General features: G+C 71.5%; 12 protein-coding genes and 1 pseudogene. 10 read left to right on the top strand and 3 right to left on the bottom strand.

Annotated features, from left to right (window positions below):
* Positions 1-129: 129 nt before the first annotated feature.
* Together ACFXPL_RS05880 and ACFXPL_RS05875 are read right to left on the bottom strand one after the other, a co-directional pair.
* Entirely contained in the window at positions 130-501 is a 372-nt protein-coding gene (locus tag ACFXPL_RS05880; RefSeq protein ID WP_384913090.1) for a WhiB family transcriptional regulator, read from the bottom strand.
* Positions 502-705: 204 nt separating this feature from the next.
* A complete protein-coding gene (locus ACFXPL_RS05875) occupies positions 706-1,422 on the bottom strand; it encodes a DUF1707 domain-containing protein (protein ID WP_384913088.1) in 717 nt (238 codons plus the stop codon).
* 186 nt (positions 1,423-1,608) lie between these two features.
* On the opposite strand from ACFXPL_RS05875, the gene ACFXPL_RS05870 reads away from it, so the two are divergent.
* From ACFXPL_RS05870 to ACFXPL_RS05850, 5 genes and pseudogenes are all read left to right on the top strand, one after another.
* Complete coding sequence (locus ACFXPL_RS05870) at positions 1,609-3,294, top strand: fumarate hydratase (protein WP_384913085.1); 1,686 nt, start codon at positions 1,609-1,611, stop codon at positions 3,292-3,294.
* 96 nt (positions 3,295-3,390) lie between these two features.
* Entirely contained in the window at positions 3,391-4,788 is a 1,398-nt protein-coding gene (locus ACFXPL_RS05865; RefSeq protein WP_384913082.1) for a class II fumarate hydratase, read from the top strand.
* A gap of 62 nt (positions 4,789-4,850) precedes the next feature.
* Complete coding sequence (locus ACFXPL_RS05860) at positions 4,851-5,516, top strand: DUF402 domain-containing protein (protein ID WP_384913079.1); 666 nt, start codon at positions 4,851-4,853, stop codon at positions 5,514-5,516.
* 471 nt (positions 5,517-5,987) lie between these two features.
* Positions 5,988-7,863: pseudogene (locus ACFXPL_RS05855) on the top strand (SpoIIE family protein phosphatase).
* A 216-nt stretch (positions 7,864-8,079) separates the two neighbouring features.
* On the top strand, positions 8,080-9,543 hold the full coding sequence (locus ACFXPL_RS05850) for a catalase (RefSeq protein ID WP_384913076.1): 1,464 nt from the start codon (positions 8,080-8,082) through the stop codon (positions 9,541-9,543).
* A gap of 78 nt (positions 9,544-9,621) precedes the next feature.
* On the opposite strand, the gene ACFXPL_RS05845 is transcribed toward ACFXPL_RS05850, so the two are convergent.
* Complete coding sequence (locus ACFXPL_RS05845) at positions 9,622-11,862, bottom strand: transglycosylase domain-containing protein (protein WP_384913073.1); 2,241 nt, start codon at positions 11,860-11,862, stop codon at positions 9,622-9,624.
* Positions 11,863-12,133: 271 nt separating this feature from the next.
* On the opposite strand from ACFXPL_RS05845, the gene ACFXPL_RS05840 reads away from it, so the two are divergent.
* From ACFXPL_RS05840 to ACFXPL_RS05820, 5 genes are all read left to right on the top strand, one after another.
* Entirely contained in the window at positions 12,134-13,102 is a 969-nt protein-coding gene (locus ACFXPL_RS05840; RefSeq protein WP_384913071.1) for an SPFH domain-containing protein, read from the top strand.
* Positions 13,103-13,338: 236 nt separating this feature from the next.
* Positions 13,339-13,539: a hypothetical protein gene (locus tag ACFXPL_RS05835; protein ID WP_384913068.1), complete on the top strand. Its 201-nt coding sequence runs from the start codon at positions 13,339-13,341 to the stop codon at positions 13,537-13,539.
* A 92-nt stretch (positions 13,540-13,631) separates the two neighbouring features.
* The gene (locus tag ACFXPL_RS05830; protein ID WP_384913064.1) at positions 13,632-14,156 is read left to right on the top strand and encodes a PadR family transcriptional regulator; all 525 of its coding nucleotides are present in this window, start codon (positions 13,632-13,634) and stop codon (positions 14,154-14,156) included.
* Positions 14,153-14,893, top strand: coding sequence for an ABC transporter ATP-binding protein (locus ACFXPL_RS05825; protein ID WP_384913061.1), 741 nt, complete (start codon positions 14,153-14,155; stop codon positions 14,891-14,893). The genes ACFXPL_RS05830 and ACFXPL_RS05825 overlap by 4 nt, the downstream gene beginning before the upstream one ends.
* Positions 14,890-17,316 carry an FtsX-like permease family protein gene (locus tag ACFXPL_RS05820; protein ID WP_384913058.1) on the top strand — a complete coding sequence of 809 codons (2,427 nt, stop codon included), beginning with the start codon at positions 14,890-14,892 and terminating at the stop codon, positions 17,314-17,316. The genes ACFXPL_RS05825 and ACFXPL_RS05820 overlap by 4 nt, the downstream gene beginning before the upstream one ends.
* Positions 17,317-17,326 lie beyond the last annotated feature (10 nt).

The following is a 17,326-nucleotide window of genomic DNA, read 5'->3' as shown; positions in this document are numbered from 1 at the left end:
TTCCGTCCGTTCACGTCCTCGTGTACGCGTCCCCCGTACACGCGTCCCCGCGCCGTGTCGTACTCGTACGCGCGTCCCCGCGCCGAAAGCCGGGAAAAGCCCGGAAGGGCCGGAAGCCCCCGGGCGGCGTCAGCCCGCGGCGGCGATGCGGTCGCCGGCCGGCGCCTTTCTCAGCTCCACCTCGCGCCGCCTGCGGCGCGCCAGCACCACCCGGCGCTCGGCCGCCGTCAGCCCGCCCCACACCCCGTAGGGCTCGGGTTGGAGCAGCGCGTGCTCCTGGCATTCGAGCATCACCGGACACCGGGCACAGACCCGCTTCGCGGCCTCCTCCCGCGCCAGCCTCGCGGCTGTCGGCTCCTTGGAGGGGGCGAAGAACAATCCGGCTTCGTCCCGACGGCATACAGCCTCCGAATGCCAGGGTCCGGCCTGGTCCTCCCGAGCGGGACTCCGCTGGGTCGGAAGGGCGGCCACCTGGAGGGGCTGATGCGGCAGTTGCAGCACGGTCTACTCCTGACGACGGCTTCGCGAGCGAGAGACGATGCAGCTTTCCCTACCCGCTGTGCGCACGCCTATGCACTGAGTGGCACCCAGTTCCGGCGCCCGGAACGCCGTACGGAATGCCGGACACCGCGACCCAACTGACCTCCTTTGGCCGGAAATCAGCTATCCAGGCACGCGGGCGCCGACGGCCGAGGTGTGGAAGGGCTAGCGGCCGAGGTGCTTACGGAGGGCGTCGTTGACGAGATTCGCGATCCACTTGCCGCGCTTCGGTTTGGCCTCGACATTGCCGAAGACGGAGTAGCCGTTCACCACGACCGTGGGCGCGTCCCGGTCCGGGGCCTCCAGCGTACGGACCTCGAAATTGCCGAAGACACCGTTGCCGTTGCCGCGCAGGGTGATGTTCTCCGGAACCGTGATCTCCACATTTCCGAAAATGGACGTCGCGTTGATCACGGTGACCCGCTGGCCGAAGAGTGCCTCTGTCAGATCGATCTCGACATTCCCGAAGAGCGCGAACGCGTTGACCTTGGCGCCAATACGCCAACGCCCCTTGCGCGTCGAACTGCTGAAAATCGCGATCATGTTCTCGGCGGAGGCCGCCGGGTCCTCGGGCCCGTAGCCGTACCCGCCCGCCGCGGCGCGCGCCGGTCCAGCGGCGCGGCCGTCGGCGCCGAGGGCCGGCAGGTCCCGTACCAGAGGCTCCAGTTCACCGACCGTCTTCGCCCGGTAGACGGCGTCGATCCGCTCGCCGTGCTCCTCGGCGTCCAGACGGCCCTCCGCCAGCGCCTCCCTGAGGATGTCAGCGGTCCTGTCCCGGTCGGCGTCGGAGGCGCGGAGACCCGCGGGCGCGGGCTCCGCCGGCGCGACAGGCTTCCGCTCGGCCGGCTTCTGAGGCTGCTGAGGCTGCTTTTCGAGGTCCACCTCCCCAGGGTAGCGAAACGCGATAGATCGCGACTAGGCCCTGTCCGCTGTCGGCCGCGTCGGCATGCCCGGCGCCCCCTACTGAGCCTTACCTCACAGGAGCGGTGTCGGTGGCGCGCCCTACGCTGGAGCGTGCCGCAGCCAATGGGGGCCGCGCCGCCGTCTGTCGAGTGAGGAATGGCCGTCATGCCGGAATTTGCGTACTCCGATCTGCTTCCGCTGGGGGAGGACACCACGCCCTACCGCCTGGTGACCTCCGAAGGTGTCTCCACCTTCGAGGCCGACGGGCGTACGTTCCTCAAGGTCGCCCCCGAGGCGCTGCGCACGCTCGCCGCCGAGGCGATGCACGACATCTCGCACTACCTGCGCCCGGCCCATCTCGCGCAGCTCCGCAGGATCGTGGACGACCCCGAGGCGTCCTCGAACGACAAGTTCGTGGCGCTCGACCTCCTGAAGAACGCGAATATCGCGGCGGCGGGCGTTCTCCCCATGTGCCAGGACACCGGTACGGCGATCGTGATGGGCAAGCGCGGGCAGCGGGTGCTGACCGAGGGCGGCGACGAAAAAGCCCTTTCGCACGGAATCTTCGACGCGTACACGAAGCTGAATCTGCGCTATTCGCAGATGGCCCCGCTCACCATGTGGGACGAGAAGAACACCGGCTCGAACCTGCCCGCGCAGATCGAGCTGTACGCGACCGACGGCGGCGCGTACAAGTTCCTCTTCATGGCGAAGGGCGGCGGCTCGGCCAACAAGTCGTTCCTGTACCAGGAGACGAAGGCGGTGCTGAACGAGACCTCCATGATGAAGTTCCTGGAGGAGAAGATCCGTTCGCTGGGCACGGCCGCGTGCCCGCCGTACCACCTCGCGATCGTCGTCGGCGGCACGTCGGCGGAGTTCGCCCTCAAGACCGCGAAGTACGCCTCGGCGCACTACCTGGACGAGCTGCCCGCCGAGGGCTCCCCCACCGGCCACGGCTTCCGCGACAAGGAGCTGGAGCAGAAGGTCTTCGAGCTGACGCAGCGGATCGGGATCGGCGCGCAGTTCGGCGGCAAGTACTTCTGCCACGACGTACGGGTGGTGCGGCTGCCTCGGCACGGTGCCTCGCTCCCGGTCGCGATCGCCGTCTCCTGCTCGGCCGACCGCCAGGCCGTCGCGAAGATCACCGCCGAGGGTGTCTTCCTGGAGGAGCTGGAGAAGGACCCGGCGCGCTTCCTGCCGGACACCACGGACGAGCACCTGGGCGAGGACGAAGGGGAGAACGCGGGCGGCGACGTCGTACGGATCGACCTGCGCCGCCCTATGGACGAGATCCTGGCCGAGCTGACGAAGTACCCGGTCAAGACGCGGCTCTCGCTCACCGGGCCGCTGGTGGTGGCCCGTGACATCGCGCACGCCAAGATCAAGGAGCGGCTGGACGCGGGCGAGGAGATGCCGCAGTACCTGAAGGACCACCCGGTCTACTACGCGGGCCCGGCGAAGACCCCCGAGGGGTACGCCTCCGGCTCCTTCGGTCCGACGACCGCCGGCCGCATGGACAGTTACGTGGCGCAGTTCCAGGCCGCGGGCGGCTCGAAGGTCATGCTCGCCAAGGGCAACCGCTCGAAGCAGGTGACCGACGCGTGCGACGCGCACGGCGGCTTCTACCTCGGCTCGATCGGCGGCCCCGCGGCCCGGCTGGCGCAGGACTGCATCAAGAAGGTCGAGGTCGTCGAGTACGAGGAGCTGGGCATGGAGGCGGTCTGGCGGATCGAGGTGGAGGACTTCCCCGCGTTCGTCGTCGTGGACGACAAGGGCAACGACTTCTTCACCGAGCCCGCCCCCGCGCCCACCTTCACCAGCATCCCGGTCCGCGGCCCCGGTCTCGGCTGACCGCTCGGCCGTACGGCCCGTTCCGGTGCGGGAACGGGCCGTACGGGAACACATCGGATCGGCCGGACGCTCACCTTTGACGGAGGTACGACGACGATGACGACCGATGAGAACCAGTACCGGACCGAGCACGACTCGATGGGTGAGGTACGGGTCCCCGCCCACGCCAAGTGGCGCGCGCAGACGCAGCGGGCGGTGGAGAACTTCCCCATCTCGGGCCAGCGGCTGGAACGTACGCACATCGAGGCCCTGGCCCGGATCAAGGCCGCCGCCGCCAAGGTCAACGCCGGGCTCGGGGTGATCGGCCAGGACATCGCGGACGCCATCCAGGAGGCCGCCGCCGAGGTCGCGGACGGCCGTTGGGACGACCACTTCCCGGTGGACGTCTTCCAGACGGGCTCCGGCACCTCCTCGAACATGAATACGAATGAAGTGCTCGCCACGCTCGCCACCGAGCGGCTGGGCCGGGACGTCCACCCCAACGACCACGTCAACGCCTCGCAGAGCTCCAACGACGTCTTCCCGTCCAGCATCCACGTGGCCGCGACCGCCGCGGTCACCGGCGGGCTGATCCCGGCGCTGGAGCATCTCGCCGCCTCGCTGGAGCGCAAGGCGGAGGAGTTCGCGGACGTCGTGAAGTCGGGCCGTACGCACCTCATGGACGCCACGCCCGTCACCCTCGGCCAGGAGTTCGGCGGTTACGCGGCGCAGATCCGGTACGCGGTGGAGCGGCTGGCCGCGTCGCTGCCGCGCCTGGCCGAGCTGCCGCTGGGCGGTACGGCGGTGGGCACCGGCATCAACACCCCGCCCGGCTTCTCCGCCGCCGTCATCGCCGAGGTGGCGCGCGCGACCGGGCTGCCGCTGACGGAGGCCCGCAACCACTTCGAGGCGCAGGGCGCCCGCGACGGGCTGGTGGAGACGTCCGGCCAGCTCCGTACGCTCGCCGTGTCGCTCACCAAGATCTCCAACGATCTGCGCTGGATGGCGTCGGGCCCGCGCACCGGCCTCGCCGAGATCTCCCTGCCCGACCTCCAGCCCGGCTCCTCGATCATGCCCGGCAAGGTCAACCCGGTGATCCCTGAGGCCGTCCTGATGGTCGCCGCGCAGGTCACGGGCGCGGACGCGACGATCGCCGCGGCGGGCGCCGCCGGGAACTTCGAGCTGAACGTGATGCTCCCGGTGATCGCCAAGAACCTCCTGGAGTCCGTACGCCTGCTGACGAACGTCTCGCGGCTGCTGGCGGACCGTACGGTCGACGGGATCACCGCCCACGTCGAGCGGGCCCGCGCGTACGCCGAGTCCTCGCCGTCCGTCGTCACCCCGCTGAACAAGTACCTCGGGTACGAGGCCGCCGCGAAGGTCGCGAAGAAGTCCCTGGCGGACCACACCACGATCCGCGAGACCGTCCTGGCGCTGGGGTACGTGGAGCGCGGGGAGCTCACCCTGGAACAGCTCGACGAGGCGCTGGATGTCCTGCGCATGACACACCCGTAAACGCCCGCGGTGGAGCCGGCAACGGCCCGGCACCGGCCGCGCACACCCCGTAAGATCCCTCCATGAAGGAGACGGCGGCGAACGAACACTGGGCGGCAGGCACCCAGATCCTGTGGCGGTACCGGGAGAACGCCGGGGACGGCGTGCACATCTGCCGCCCCGTCACGGTCGTGCAGGACACGGACGAACTGCTCGCGGTGTGGCTGGCACCGGGCACCCCGTGCGTCCGGCCGGCCCGCGCGGACGGCGCCCCGGTGCACCACGAGCCGCTGGCGACCCGCTACACCGCGCCGCGCACGGTCGTGCACGACCGGTGGTACGGGATGGGCGTGCTGAAGCTGGCGCGGCCCGGCGAACCGTGGTCGGTCTGGCTGTGGTGGGAGCGCGGCTGGCGCTTCCAGAACTGGTACGTGAACCTGGAGGAGCCGCGCACCCGGTGGGCCGGGGGCATCGACTCCGAGGACCACTTCCTCGACATCGAGGTCTACCCGGACCGGAGTTGGCGGTGGCGCGACGAGGACGAGTTCGCCCAGGCCCAGCGCGACGGCCTGATGCCGGCGGACCAGGCGCGGCGGGTCGAGGCGGCCGGGCGCGCGGCGATCGAGCTGATCGGCGCGTGGGGCGCCCCGTTCCGCGACGGCTGGGAGCACTGGCGCCCCGAGCCCCACTGGCCGGTGCCCCGCCTCCCGGACGGCTGGGACCGCACCCCGGCGGGGCTGACCACCTGAGCGCGGACGCGGCCCTCCCGCTGCCCCTCACGCGCCCCGGGCCCCCCTTCGAACATTTCCCTGAGTGCGTCGCCGTGACGGACGGGGGAAGGGACGGGGGAACGCGTGAAGCAACGGGTGAGGTGAAGGATGAGGTGACGGATTCGGGTCGGGGTAACCACCCCGGCGCATACGACCTCGTGAGATCCTTGATGTGCCCCCAGGGTGCAAACGTAGGATCGTCCTCCGGAACACCGCGTCCGGTCGCGTCCGGTCGCAGCCCCGTGGCATCCGTCAACGGGGTGACCCGGCAACTGGCCTGACCACCAGTCACCACACGACACAACGCAACACTGTTGACCGTTGACCGCTACGACCGCACGCCACAACGACAGTGACTCACTACGAGGGGGGTGGAGCCGTGCGCCAGGGCTGTCGCCCCGTCGAAAAGAGCGCATCGCACCCCCGGCCCGGACGGACGGAATCCCACGCGTGACGGAGCATCCCCCCTCCCACGAAGGCCGGCAGCCCCTGGTTGCCCGGCAGCAGGAACGCACACGACCGCGGCAGGAGTCCGCCGTCTCCGTGCCCCAGCCCGCGGGGCCCGCCCCGGACCCCGTCGGTACGGCCCGGCGCGAGGGGGACCGGCTGCGCTTCGTGGGGGCCGCCACCCGGCGGATCGCCCGCGGCATAGACCTGGACGAGATCGTGCTGGGCCTGTGCCGGGCGACCGTACCCACCTTCTCGGACGCCATACTCGTCTATCTGCGTGATCCGCTGCCGGTCGGCGACGAGCGTCCGGTGTCGCCGTTCGTGCTGCGGCTGCGGCGTACGGACCGGCTGCGGCTGACCGACGAGGATCCCGAGAACCCCACGGCCGGCGCCCTGCCCCCGCAGATCACCGAGGGCCTGCGGCTGCCGATCCTCGACCCGCAGTCCGACGCGATGCCGGCCGCCGAACTCTGCGAGGTCTTCTCCGGCGGCGCGCTCTCCGAGGTGCTGCGCGGGGTACGCCCGGTCTTCGGCGACTCGGCGGCGGCCCGGGCCGCGCTTGCCCGAGCTGCTCGGCGCCGACCGCATCGTCCCGACCGGGCACCGCGCGATCCTCGCGCCGCTGCGCGGCCGGCGGCGGGTCATCGGCGCGGCCGTCTTCCTGCGCCGCCCCGACCGCGCGGCCTTCGAGCCGAACGATCTGCTGGTCGCGGCGCAGCTCGCCACGCACACGGCGCTGGGCATCGACAAGGCGGTGCTGTACGGGCGCGAGGCGTACATCGCGGACGAGCTCCAGCGCACGATGCTGCCGGAGAACCTGCCCCAGCCCACCGGCGTACGGCTCGCCTCGCGCTATCTGCCGGCCGCCGAGACCGCCCGCGTCGGCGGCGACTGGTACGACGCGATCCCGCTGCCCGGCAGCCGGGTCGCGCTGGTCGTGGGCGACGTCATGGGCCACTCCATGACCTCCGCCGCGATCATGGGCCAGCTCAGGACGACGGCGCAGACCCTGGCCGGACTCGACCTGCCGCCGCAGGAGGTGCTGCACCACCTCGACGAGCAGGCGCAGCGGCTCGGCACGGACCGGATGGCGACCTGCCTCTACGCGGTGTACGACCCGGTCGCGCACCGGATCACCATCGCCAACGCGGGCCATCCGCCGCCCATACTGCTGCATCTCGGCGGCCGGGCCGAAGTGCTGCGGGTGCCGCCCGGGGCGCCGATCGGGGTCGGCGGCGTCGACTTCGAGGCCGTCGAGCTGGACGCGCCTGCCGGGGCGACGCTGCTGCTCTACACGGACGGCCTGGTCGAGTCGCGGCTGCGTGATGTGTGGACCGGGATCGAGCAGCTCAGGGAGCGGCTGGCGGCCACCGCGCAGCTCACCGGGCCCGATCACTCGCCGCCGCTGGAGGCGCTCTGCGACGATGTGCTCGACGTACTGGGACCGGGCGACCGCGACGACGACATCGCGCTGCTCGCCGCCCGGTTCGACGGGATCGCGCCGAGTGACGTGGCGTACTGGTTCCTGGAGCCGGAGGACGCCGCGCCGGGGCGGGCCAGGCGGCTGGCCCGGCGGGCGCTGGCCCGCTGGGACCTGGAGGAGCTGAGCGACGCGGTCGAGCTGCTGATCAGCGAGGTCGTGACCAACGCGGTGCGGTACGCGGAGCGTCCGGTGACGCTGCGGCTGCTCCGTACGGACGTACTGCGCTGCGAGGTGGGCGACGATTCGCCGCAGCTTCCGCGGCAGCGGCGCGCGCGGGACACGGACGAGGGCGGCCGGGGGCTGTTCCTGGTCAACCGGCTGGCACGGCGGTGGGGGGCCACCCGGCTCTCGACCGGCAAGGTGGTCTGGTTCGAGATCCCGACACGGGCGTGAGCCGTCGCGGGGCCCGCGACGCGACGCGTGAGCGGGCCCGCTCACACCTCACCGCGCGGCTCGCCCGGCACGGGCGCGCATATGTTGCCGACAAGGTGTCGTCGGGGTTAGCTGGGGCACGCGGCCAGCAGTGACCGCTGCCCCGGCCCGGGACCTGTCCGGGATCTCCCCGGCCCCCCGGCCTTGGCTCCCCGACCCCCGACGGGAGGACATCTCGTGGCCGCCTCATCCCCCAAGACGCCGTACACGACCAACAACGTCGGCATCCCGGTGGAGAGCGACGAGCACTCGCTCACCATCAGCCCCGACGGCCCCATCCTGCTCCAGGATCACTACCTCATCGAGAAGATGGCCCAGTTCAACCGGGAACGCGTCCCGGAGCGCGTGGTGCACGCCAAGGGCGCGGGCGCGTACGGCTTCTTCGAAGTGACGAACGACGTCAGCCAGTTCACCAAGGCCGACCTCTTCCAGCCCGGCCGGCGTACGGACATGCTGGCCCGCTTCTCCACCGTCGCCGGGGAGCTGGGTTCGCCCGACACCTGGCGCGACCCGCGCGGCTTCGCGCTGAAGTTCTACACGGAGCACGGCAATTACGACATGGTCGGCAACAACACGCCGGTCTTCTTCGTCCGTGACCCCATCAAGTTCCAGGACTTCATCCGCTCGCAGAAGCGCCATCCGGCGACCGGACTGCGCAGCAACGACATGCAGTGGGACTTCTGGACCCTCTCGCCCGAGTCCGCGCACCAGGTGACGTGGCTGATGGGCGACCGGGGCATCCCGAAGTCGTTCCGGCACATGAACGGCTACAGCTCGCACACCTATATGTGGGTGAACGGCGCGGGCGAGCGGTTCTGGGTGAAGTACCACTTCAAGACCGACCAGGGCATCGACTTCATCCCCCAGGCCGAGGCCGACGCGATGGCCGGCTCGGACGGTGACCACCACCGCAGGGACCTGTACGAGTCGATCGAGTCCGGGAACGCGCCGACCTGGAGCCTGAAGGTCCAGATCATGCCGTTCGAGGACGCGGCCACCTACCGCTTCAACCCGTTCGACCTGACCAAGGTGTGGCCGCACGGCGACTACCCGCTGATCGACGTCGGCCGGATGACCCTGGACAAGAACCCGGACAACTTCTTCGTCCACATCGAGCAGGCCGCGTTCGAACCGTCGAACCTGGTGCCCGGCATCGGCCCGTCCCCGGACAAGATGCTGCTCGGGCGGCTCTTCTCGTACCCGGACACGCACCGCTACCGGATCGGCCCGAACTACGCCCAGCTCCCGCCCAACCGGGCGCGCTCGCAGGTGCACTCGTACGCCAAGGACGGTCCGATGCGGTACGAGGCGTCCAGCGCGGCGATGCCGTACGCGCCGAACTCGTACGGCGGCCCGGCGGCCGACGTGGCGCGGTTCGGGGAGCCCGCCGGCTGGGCCTCGGCGGGCGAGATGGTGCGCGAGGCGTACAAGCCGCGCGCCGAGGACGACGACTGGGGCCAGCCGGGCACCATGGTGCGCCAGGTGTTCGACGACGCGCAGCGCGAGCGGCTGGTGGGGAACGTCAGCGGTCATCTCGCGCAGGGGGTGACCCGTCCCGTGGTGGACCGGGCGCTCCAGTACTGGCGGAACATCGACAAGGAGATCGGTGACCGCATCGCCAAGAAGACGAACGGCGGCTGAGCGCGCGCGGCACGCGGGAAGACGGGCGAGGGGCGGACACCCGGTGGTGTCCGCCCCTCGCCTCTGCGCTCGTGTGCGCTACTGGCCCCACGGGGGCCGTGCGGTGTTGGTCGGCCCGTCGCCGGGGAAGCCGGTCTCCCCGCCCCCGTCGGTGGGGGTCACGTCGTCGGTGGGCTCCGGGAAGATCGGCGACGTGGTGGGCGGGTCCGGGGTCCCGGGCTCACTCGTCGTGTCCGACGGCTCGGGCTCGGGCGAGGTGGTCTCGGACTCCGAGGGCGTCGGGGTCGGGGTCGGCGTCGGGGTCGGCGTGGACGGCTCGACCGTCGGGGTCGGCTTGACGGGCTCCGTGACGTCCAGGTCGAACTCCGTGCCGGAGCCGCCGTTCAGCGCGCCGCGCGTGTAGTCCGCCCAGATCCTGGCGGGGAAGCCGCCGCCGTTGGCCCGGCCGGAGTTGGCGGTGCCGGTCAGGGTGACCTGGCCGCCGCCCTCCTTGGGGGACTCGCCGAACAGCGCGACGACCGTGGTGAGCTGCGGCGTGTATCCGGCGAACCACGCGGACTTGTTGTTCTCGGAGGTGCCGGTCTTGCCCGCCGCGTCGTAGTCCGTGGTGTCGGCCTCGTGTCCCGAGCCGTTGTCGACCACGCCCTGGAGGACATGGGTGACGGTGTCGGCGGTCTCGCGGCCGACGACCTGGGTGCCGACCGGGTCGGCGAGTTCGACCGTACGGTCCTTGTGCGCCGCGGACTTGACGATCGACGGCGTGATCTTCTTGCCGTGGTTGTCGAGCGTCGCGTACACCCCGGCCATGTCCCAGGTGGAGGCGTTCATCGTGCCGAGGGTGATCGCGGGCCGCTCCGGGAAGTTCTTGTCCCGCATGCCCAGTTCCAGGGCGGTCCGCTTGACGGCGGCGGGCGTGACGTCCACGACCATCTGCGCGAAGACGGAGTTGATGGACTGGTTCATGGCGGTCTGGACGCTGACGTCGCCGTAGTCCTGGTCGTCCTCGTTCTCCGGGGCGAACGGGGTGTCGCTGCCCTCGACCGGCCGTTTGCTGGTGCCGTCGTACATGGTGCCGATGTCGATCTTCCGGCCGTCCTGGGTCCGCGAGCCGTTCTCCAGGGCGGAGGTGAGCACGAGGGGCTTGAACGTCGAGGCCGGCTGGTAGTCGGAACGGGTGGCGTTGGATATCCAGTGCTCGGTGGCGCCCGTTCCGCCGTAGAGAGCCACCACGCGCCCGGTCTTCGGGTCGACGGAGGTCGCGCCGGCCTGCACCGTCGCGTCCGTGGTGTTCTTCTTGCGGTCGATCTTGGACTCCAGCTCCCTGTCGACCGCCTTGACCAGGGACTGCTGCCGCTTCCTGTCGATGTTGAGGGTGATCGTCCAGCCGCCCCTGGCGATGTCCGCCTTGTCGACGCCCTGACGCGCCAGTTCGTCCTGCGCCGCCTCGACGAGATAGCCGGTCTGGCCCTCCATGCCGGGGGCCGCCTTGGGCTCCCGCGGTACGGGGAACTTCAGCCCGGAGCGCTCGGAGGCGTCCAGCCAGTGCTGTCCGACCATGTTGTCGAGCACGTAGTTCCACCGCTCGGTGACGAGCTTCTTGCCGTTGGCGGTGGCCTCGGACCAGTTGTACTGGTTGGGAGCCTGGAGCAGCGAGGCGAGGTACGCGCCCTGCGCGACGTTCAGCTTCGACGCGTCGACGCCGTAGTACGCCTGGGCCGCGGCCTGGATGCCGTACGCGCCCCGCCCGTAGTAGCTCGTGTTGATGTAGCCGGCGAGGATCTCTTCCTTCTTCTTCTGCCGGTCCACCTTCAGGGAGATCACCAGCTCCTTGAGCTTGCGGGTGACAGTCTGGTCCTGGTTCAGGTAGTAGTTCTTGACGTACTGCTGGGTGATGGTCGAGCCGCCCTGCCTGCCCTTGCCGGAGAGGGTGTTGACGACGCCGCGGGCCGTGCCCTTCAGGTCGATGCCGTTGTCCTTGTAGAAGGACTTGTTCTCGGCGGCGACGAAGGTGTGCTGGACCTGCTTGGGGATCTTCTCCAGGCCGACGATCTCGCGGTTGACCTGTCCCGTACGGGCGAGGATCGTGCCGTCGCTGTACTTGTAGACGTTGCTCTGCATCTCGGCCTGCGCGTTGACGCTCGGCACCGGGACGACCAGATAGAGCACGAACAGCCCGCCCATGCCGAGCAGGCAGAGGACGAAGAAGGTTCCGAGGAGTTTCCGCAGCGTGAAGATCCGGCGTATGCCGCTCTTCCTGCCTGTCCGGCCCGTCCGGCGCGCGTCCCGCTGCCGGGCCAGTCTCTCGTCCGCTCGGCCCATCGCCGTGTCGCTCCGCTCTCGTGTCAGGTCACCTGTCGGGTCGTCCGTACGGACTCGTTCACGGCGCTCCCCCACCGGAATCAGCTCAGAAAGCTAACACCGGCACCTGTGACAAAGGCCAACTGATCCGGTCTTTTGGGACGTGACAATCAGCACCCATCCCACTGGAACCGACTCCCCGGAGCGCCAAAGGGTTGCCGGAAGAGATAATGTGTAATCACAATGCTAGCCACCGCCTCCCGGCGGGACGGATCGGAAACGGGGAACGAACATGGCCTCCACCAGCACACGTACCGGCACACCCGGCGCGCGGGACACCGCGGGAACCGCCGACGGCGCACCGGAGATTCCCGAGCCACAGGTGAGGGAATTCGCGGCGCGCAGCATCGGCGGCGGGCTCGCGCTCCTCCTCGGACTGCTCGGCGTCGTCGTCGGCGTGGTCCTGGTCGTCGCGGGCGCCGCGGCCGGCTCGGGCGGGACGAAGGCGATATTGATCGTCGCCGGCGCCCTCGTCGTGAGCGGCGCGCTCTTCGCGATGGGCGGACTGAACATGGTCGCGCCGGGCGAGGCCCGGGTCGTCCAGCTCTTCGGCCGCTACCGCGGCACGATCCGCACCGACGGACTGCGCTGGGTGAACCCGCTGACCTCGCGCACCGAGATCTCGACGCGGGTACGGAACCACGAGACGGCCGTCCTCAAGGTCAACGACGCCTACGGCAACCCGATCGAGCTGGCGGCGGTCGTGGTCTGGAAGGTCGAGGACACCGCGCGGGCGACCTTCGAGGTGGACAACTTCCTGGAGTTCGTCTCCACCCAGACCGAGGCGGCCGTACGGCACATCGCCATCGAATACCCGTACGACGCCCACGAGGAGGCCGGGCTCTCGCTGCGCGGCAACGCCGAGGAGATCACCGAGAAGCTCGCCGTCGAGCTGCACGCCCGGGTGGAGGCGGCCGGTGTCCAGATCATCGAGTCCCGCTTCACGCATCTCGCGTACGCGCCCGAGATCGCCTCGGCGATGCTCCAGCGCCAGCAGGCGGGCGCCGTCGTCGCGGCCCGCCGGCTGATCGTGGACGGCGCGGTCGGCATGGTCGAGGCGGCCCTGACCCGGCTCACCGAGCAGGACATCGTCGAGCTGGACGCGGAGCGCAAGGCGGCGATGGTGAGCAATCTGCTGGTCGTGCTCTGCGGGGACCGCGCCGCGCAGCCGGTCGTGAACACGGGCACGCTCTACCAGTGACCGGCCCCGAACGCCCAGAACACCCCGAGCGGGGGCCCGACCGGAACCGCGGGCCGGGCCGGAGTCCGGGTCCGGGTCCGGGTCCGGGTCCGGGTCCGGGTCCGGGCCAGAGTCCGGGTCCGGGCCAGAGTCCGGGTCCGGGCCAGAGTCCGGGTCCGGGCCAGAGTCCGGGCCCGAGCCAGAGTCCGGGCCCGAGCCAGAGTCCGGGCCCGAGCAGCAGGCCGGAGCGCAAGCAGGTGCTGCTGCGGCTGGACCCGACGGTGTACGACGCGCTGGCGCGCTGGGCCTCCGACGAACTGCGCAGCGCCAACGCGCAGATCGAGTTCCTGCTCCGCCGCGCCCTGGCCGAGGCGGGCCGGCTCCCGGGCAACGCGGCCCCCATCCCGCGCCGGGGCCGGCCGCCCAAGGCCCGGCCGGAGCCGGAGGAGACCGAGTAGGCGGTACGGGGCTTCGGCGCCCTTCGAGGAGCCCCGCAGCCCCGTACCGAGGCCCCGGACCCCCTCTATACACACGCTGTAGAGTGCGCCCCATGTCAATCGGCCACACCCTCCTCGGGCTCCTGGAATCGGGCCCGCGCCACGGCTACGACCTCAAGCGGGCCTTCGACGACCAGTTCGGCCAGGACCGTCCCCTCCACTACGGGCAGGTCTACGCGACCATGTCCCGGCTGCTGAAGAACGGGCTCGTCGCCGTCGACGGCGTCGAGAGCGGCGGCGGCCCCGAGCGCAAGCGGTACGCCATCACCGACGCCGGCGTCATCGACGTCGAGCACTGGCTCGGCCGGCCGGAGAGCCCGCAGCCGTACCTCCAGTCGACCCTCTACACGAAGGTCGTCATCGCGCTGCTCACCGGCCGCAGCGCCCAGAGCCTGCTCGACGCCCAGCGCGCCGAACACCTGCGGATGATGCGCGGCCTGACCGCCCGCAAGCGCGACGGCGACTTCGCCGACCAGCTCATCTGCGACCACGCGCTCTTCCACCTCGAAGCCGATCTGCGCTGGCTCGAACTGGTCGCGGCGCGGCTGGACCGGCTCGCCACGGAGGTCAGGCCGTGACGCACGCCCCCGCCGGGTCCCTGCTCGTCGCCCGCGCACTGTGCAAGGCGTACGGCCCGACCACCGCCCTCGACGGCGCGGCGTTCTCCGTCCACCCCGGCGAGGTCGTCGCCGTCATGGGCCCGTCGGGCTCCGGGAAGTCGACCCTGCTGCACTGCCTCGCCGGGATCGTCCTGCCCGACTCGGGCACGGTCACCTACCGGGGCCGCGACCTGGCCGGTATGACCGACGCCGAGCGCTCCGCCCTGCGCCGTACCGAGTTCGGCTTCGTGTTCCAGTTCGGACAGCTCGTACCGGAGCTGACGTGCGTGGAGAACGTGGCGCTGCCGCTGCGCCTCGCCGGTGCCCGGCGCAAGGACGCGGAGCGTGCCGCGCTGGAGTGGCTGGAGCGGCTGGAGGTCGCCGACGTGGCGGCCAAGCGGCCCGGTGAGGCCTCCGGCGGGCAGGGCCAGCGCGTGGCGGTCGCCCGCTCCCTGGTCACCACACCGCGCCTGATCTTCGCGGACGAGCCGACCGGGGCGCTGGACTCCCTCAACGGCGAGCGGGTGATGGAGCTGCTGAGCGAGGCGGCCAGGTCCACCGGCGCGGCCGTCGTCCTGGTCACGCACGAGGCGCGGGTGGCCGCGTACTCGGACCGCGAGATCGTCGTGCGCGACGGCAGGACGCACGACCCGGACCACGCCCTCGCGTACGAGCCGGAGCGCTCCCCCACGTACGGCCCGGGCCGCACCGGATGACCGTTCAGGCCCGGCCCGCGCCCCCCGCCCGGCCCGCGATCCCGCCCGCTCCCCCGGGCCGCCTCCGGCGCTGGGCGCGCGATCTGGCGCTGGGCGTACGGTTCGCGGCGGCCGGCGGGCGCGAGGGCTGGACCCGTACGGCCCTGACCGCCCTCGGGGTCGGCCTCGGGGTCGCCCTGCTCTTCTTCGCCGCGTCCGTACCGCACATGATCGACGCACGGACCGAGCGGGCGGACGCGCGCACCACCGTCTACCGGACGGACTTCACTCCGGTCCCGCGCTCGGACGCGACGCTCGTCCACCTCGACGTGTCCACCGCGTACCGCGGCGACACCGTCCGCGGCGAACTGCTCCGCGCCGACGGCGCCCGTCCGCCGAAACCGCCCGGCGTCACCGAACTCCCGCGCCCCGGCGAGATGGTGGTCTCCCCCGCCCTGCGGGACCTGCTCGGCTCGCCCGGAGGCGCGGGGCTGAAGCAGCGGCTCGGCCACCGGATCGGCGGCACGATCGGCGACGGCGGCCTGAGCGACCCGTCCGAACTCGTCTTCTACGCGGGCAGCGACACCCTCACCCCGGCCAAGGGCGGGGAGAGGACGGCCGGTTACGGCTCCACCACCGACCTCGGGAAACCGGACGGGACGCTGGTGTCGCTGATCACCCTGATCTGTGTCGTCCTGCTGGTCCCGGTGACCGTCTTCATGGCCACCGCCGTACGCTTCGGCGGCGAGCGCAGGGACCGCAGGCTCGCCGCGCTGCGGCTGGTGGGCGCCGACATCAGGACGACACGGCGCATCGCCGCCGGGGAGGCCCTGTTCGGGGCGGTCCTCGGACTGCTGACCGGCGTCGCGCTCTTCCTGGCGCTGCGCCGGCTCGCGGGCGGGATCCAGGTGTGGAACGTCAGCGCGTTCCCCGCGGACATCGTGCCCGTGCCCGCGGTCGCCACGCTGATCGTGGTGGCCGTACCGGCCCTGGCGGTCGCCGTGACGCTCCTCGCGCTGCGCGCGGTCACCATCGAGCCGCTGGGCGTCGTACGGGACACCGGGCCCCGCAGGCGCCGGCTGTGGTGGCGGCTGCTCCTCCCGGCCGTGGGCCTCGCCGTCCTGATCCGGACGCGGACGGTGGCGGACACCGCGCACCGCCCGGGGGACGACATCGCGTACGTCGCCCCCTACTCGATCGCGGTCGGCGCCGCCCTGCTGCTCGTCGGACTGACCGCCCTGGTGCCCTGGCTGGTCGACGCCGCGGTGGCCCGGCTCCGCGGCGGGCCCGTGTCCTGGCAGCTCGCCGTGCGCGGGCTCCAGCTCAGCAGCGGTGCGGCGACGCGTGCGGTGGGCGGGATCACCGTGGCGGTCGCGGGCGCCACCGCCCTCCAGATGCTGTTCGCCGGCGTCCACCAGGACTTCCTCGGCACCACCCGGTCCGACGCGGCCCGCGCGCAGCTCGCCGTCGACGCCCCGTACGGCGATCCGGCGCTGGCCGCCCGGCTGACCGACGACTTGGGGGCCCTGCCGGATGTCCGGACGGTCCTCGCCGTCACCCAGAAGTACGTGGTCAGGCCGGGCGCCGTACCGGAGGGGGAGATCCAGCCCACCACCACCCTGACGGTCGCCTCCTGCGCCACCCTGCGCAGGCTCGCGGCGCTGCCGTCCTGCCGCGACGGGGACACCTTCGTCGCCCATGTCCCCGGGAACGGGGAACAGAACGACTGGGCCGACGAGACGGCCCGTCCGGGCAAGCCGGTCGACCTCAACACCAGCTCCGGGAGGGACGGTTCGAAGCCGCGCCTGTGGACCCTGCCCGCGTCGGCCCGTACGGTACGGGCGCTGCCGAGCCTCCACGGCGAACCGGATACGGGCATCCTCGCCACCCCCGCCGCGGTCGACGCGCGTCTGCTGACCGAAGCGCGGACCCGCGCCGTACTGCGGATGGCCGACCGGAGCCCCGCCGCCGAGGAGCGGGTACGCGCCGCCGCCGCCCGGGTGGACCTGTCCCTGCTGGTGTCGAGCTCCGAGGTGATCGAACGGGACAAGGCGTACGACAGCGCGCGGACGGCCCTGCTGGTCGCCGGTACGGCCACGATGGCGGTGATCGCCCTGTCCCTGCTGGTCGCGCAGATCGAGCAACTGCGCGAGCGCCGGCGCCTCCTGTCGGTCCTGGCCGCCTTCGGCACCCGGCGCTCCACCCTCGCCTGGTCGGTGCTCTGGCAGACCGCCATACCGGTGGTGATCGGCACGGCCGTGGCGACGGTGGGCGGGCTGGCCCTGGGCGTCGTCATGCTGGACATGGTGGGCAAGCCGCACACGGGCTGGTGGGCCTGTCTGCCCCTGGCCGGCGCGGGCGCGGGGGCCATCCTTCTGGTGACGGCGGCCACGCTGCCCGCGCTGTGGCGGCTGACCCGGCCGGAGGGCCTGCGCGCCGAATGACGGCCCGGCG

The organism is Streptomyces sp. NPDC059092, from assembly GCF_042756365.1.
Lineage (GTDB): Bacteria > Actinomycetota > Actinomycetes > Streptomycetales > Streptomycetaceae > Streptomyces.
The sequence above is the reverse complement of the archived record's forward strand: the minus strand, read 5'-3'. Positions and strand labels throughout refer to the sequence as shown.

What these genes read in the sequence shown, in the direction of transcription:
- ACFXPL_RS05830 (WP_384913064.1), top strand. Translation starts at nt 13,632, where the DNA reads ATGTCAATCGGCCACACCCTCCTCGGGCTCCTGGAATCGGGCCCGCGC.
- ACFXPL_RS05845 (WP_384913073.1), bottom strand. Translation starts at nt 11,862, where the DNA reads ATGGGCCGAGCGGACGAGAGACTGGCCCGGCAGCGGGACGCGCGCCGG.
- ACFXPL_RS05840 (WP_384913071.1), top strand. Translation starts at nt 12,134, where the DNA reads ATGGCCTCCACCAGCACACGTACCGGCACACCCGGCGCGCGGGACACC.
- ACFXPL_RS05820 (WP_384913058.1), top strand. Translation starts at nt 14,890, where the DNA reads ATGACCGTTCAGGCCCGGCCCGCGCCCCCCGCCCGGCCCGCGATCCCG.
- ACFXPL_RS05870 (WP_384913085.1), top strand. Translation starts at nt 1,609, where the DNA reads ATGCCGGAATTTGCGTACTCCGATCTGCTTCCGCTGGGGGAGGACACC.
- ACFXPL_RS05865 (WP_384913082.1), top strand. Translation starts at nt 3,391, where the DNA reads ATGACGACCGATGAGAACCAGTACCGGACCGAGCACGACTCGATGGGT.
- ACFXPL_RS05860 (WP_384913079.1), top strand. Translation starts at nt 4,851, where the DNA reads ATGAAGGAGACGGCGGCGAACGAACACTGGGCGGCAGGCACCCAGATC.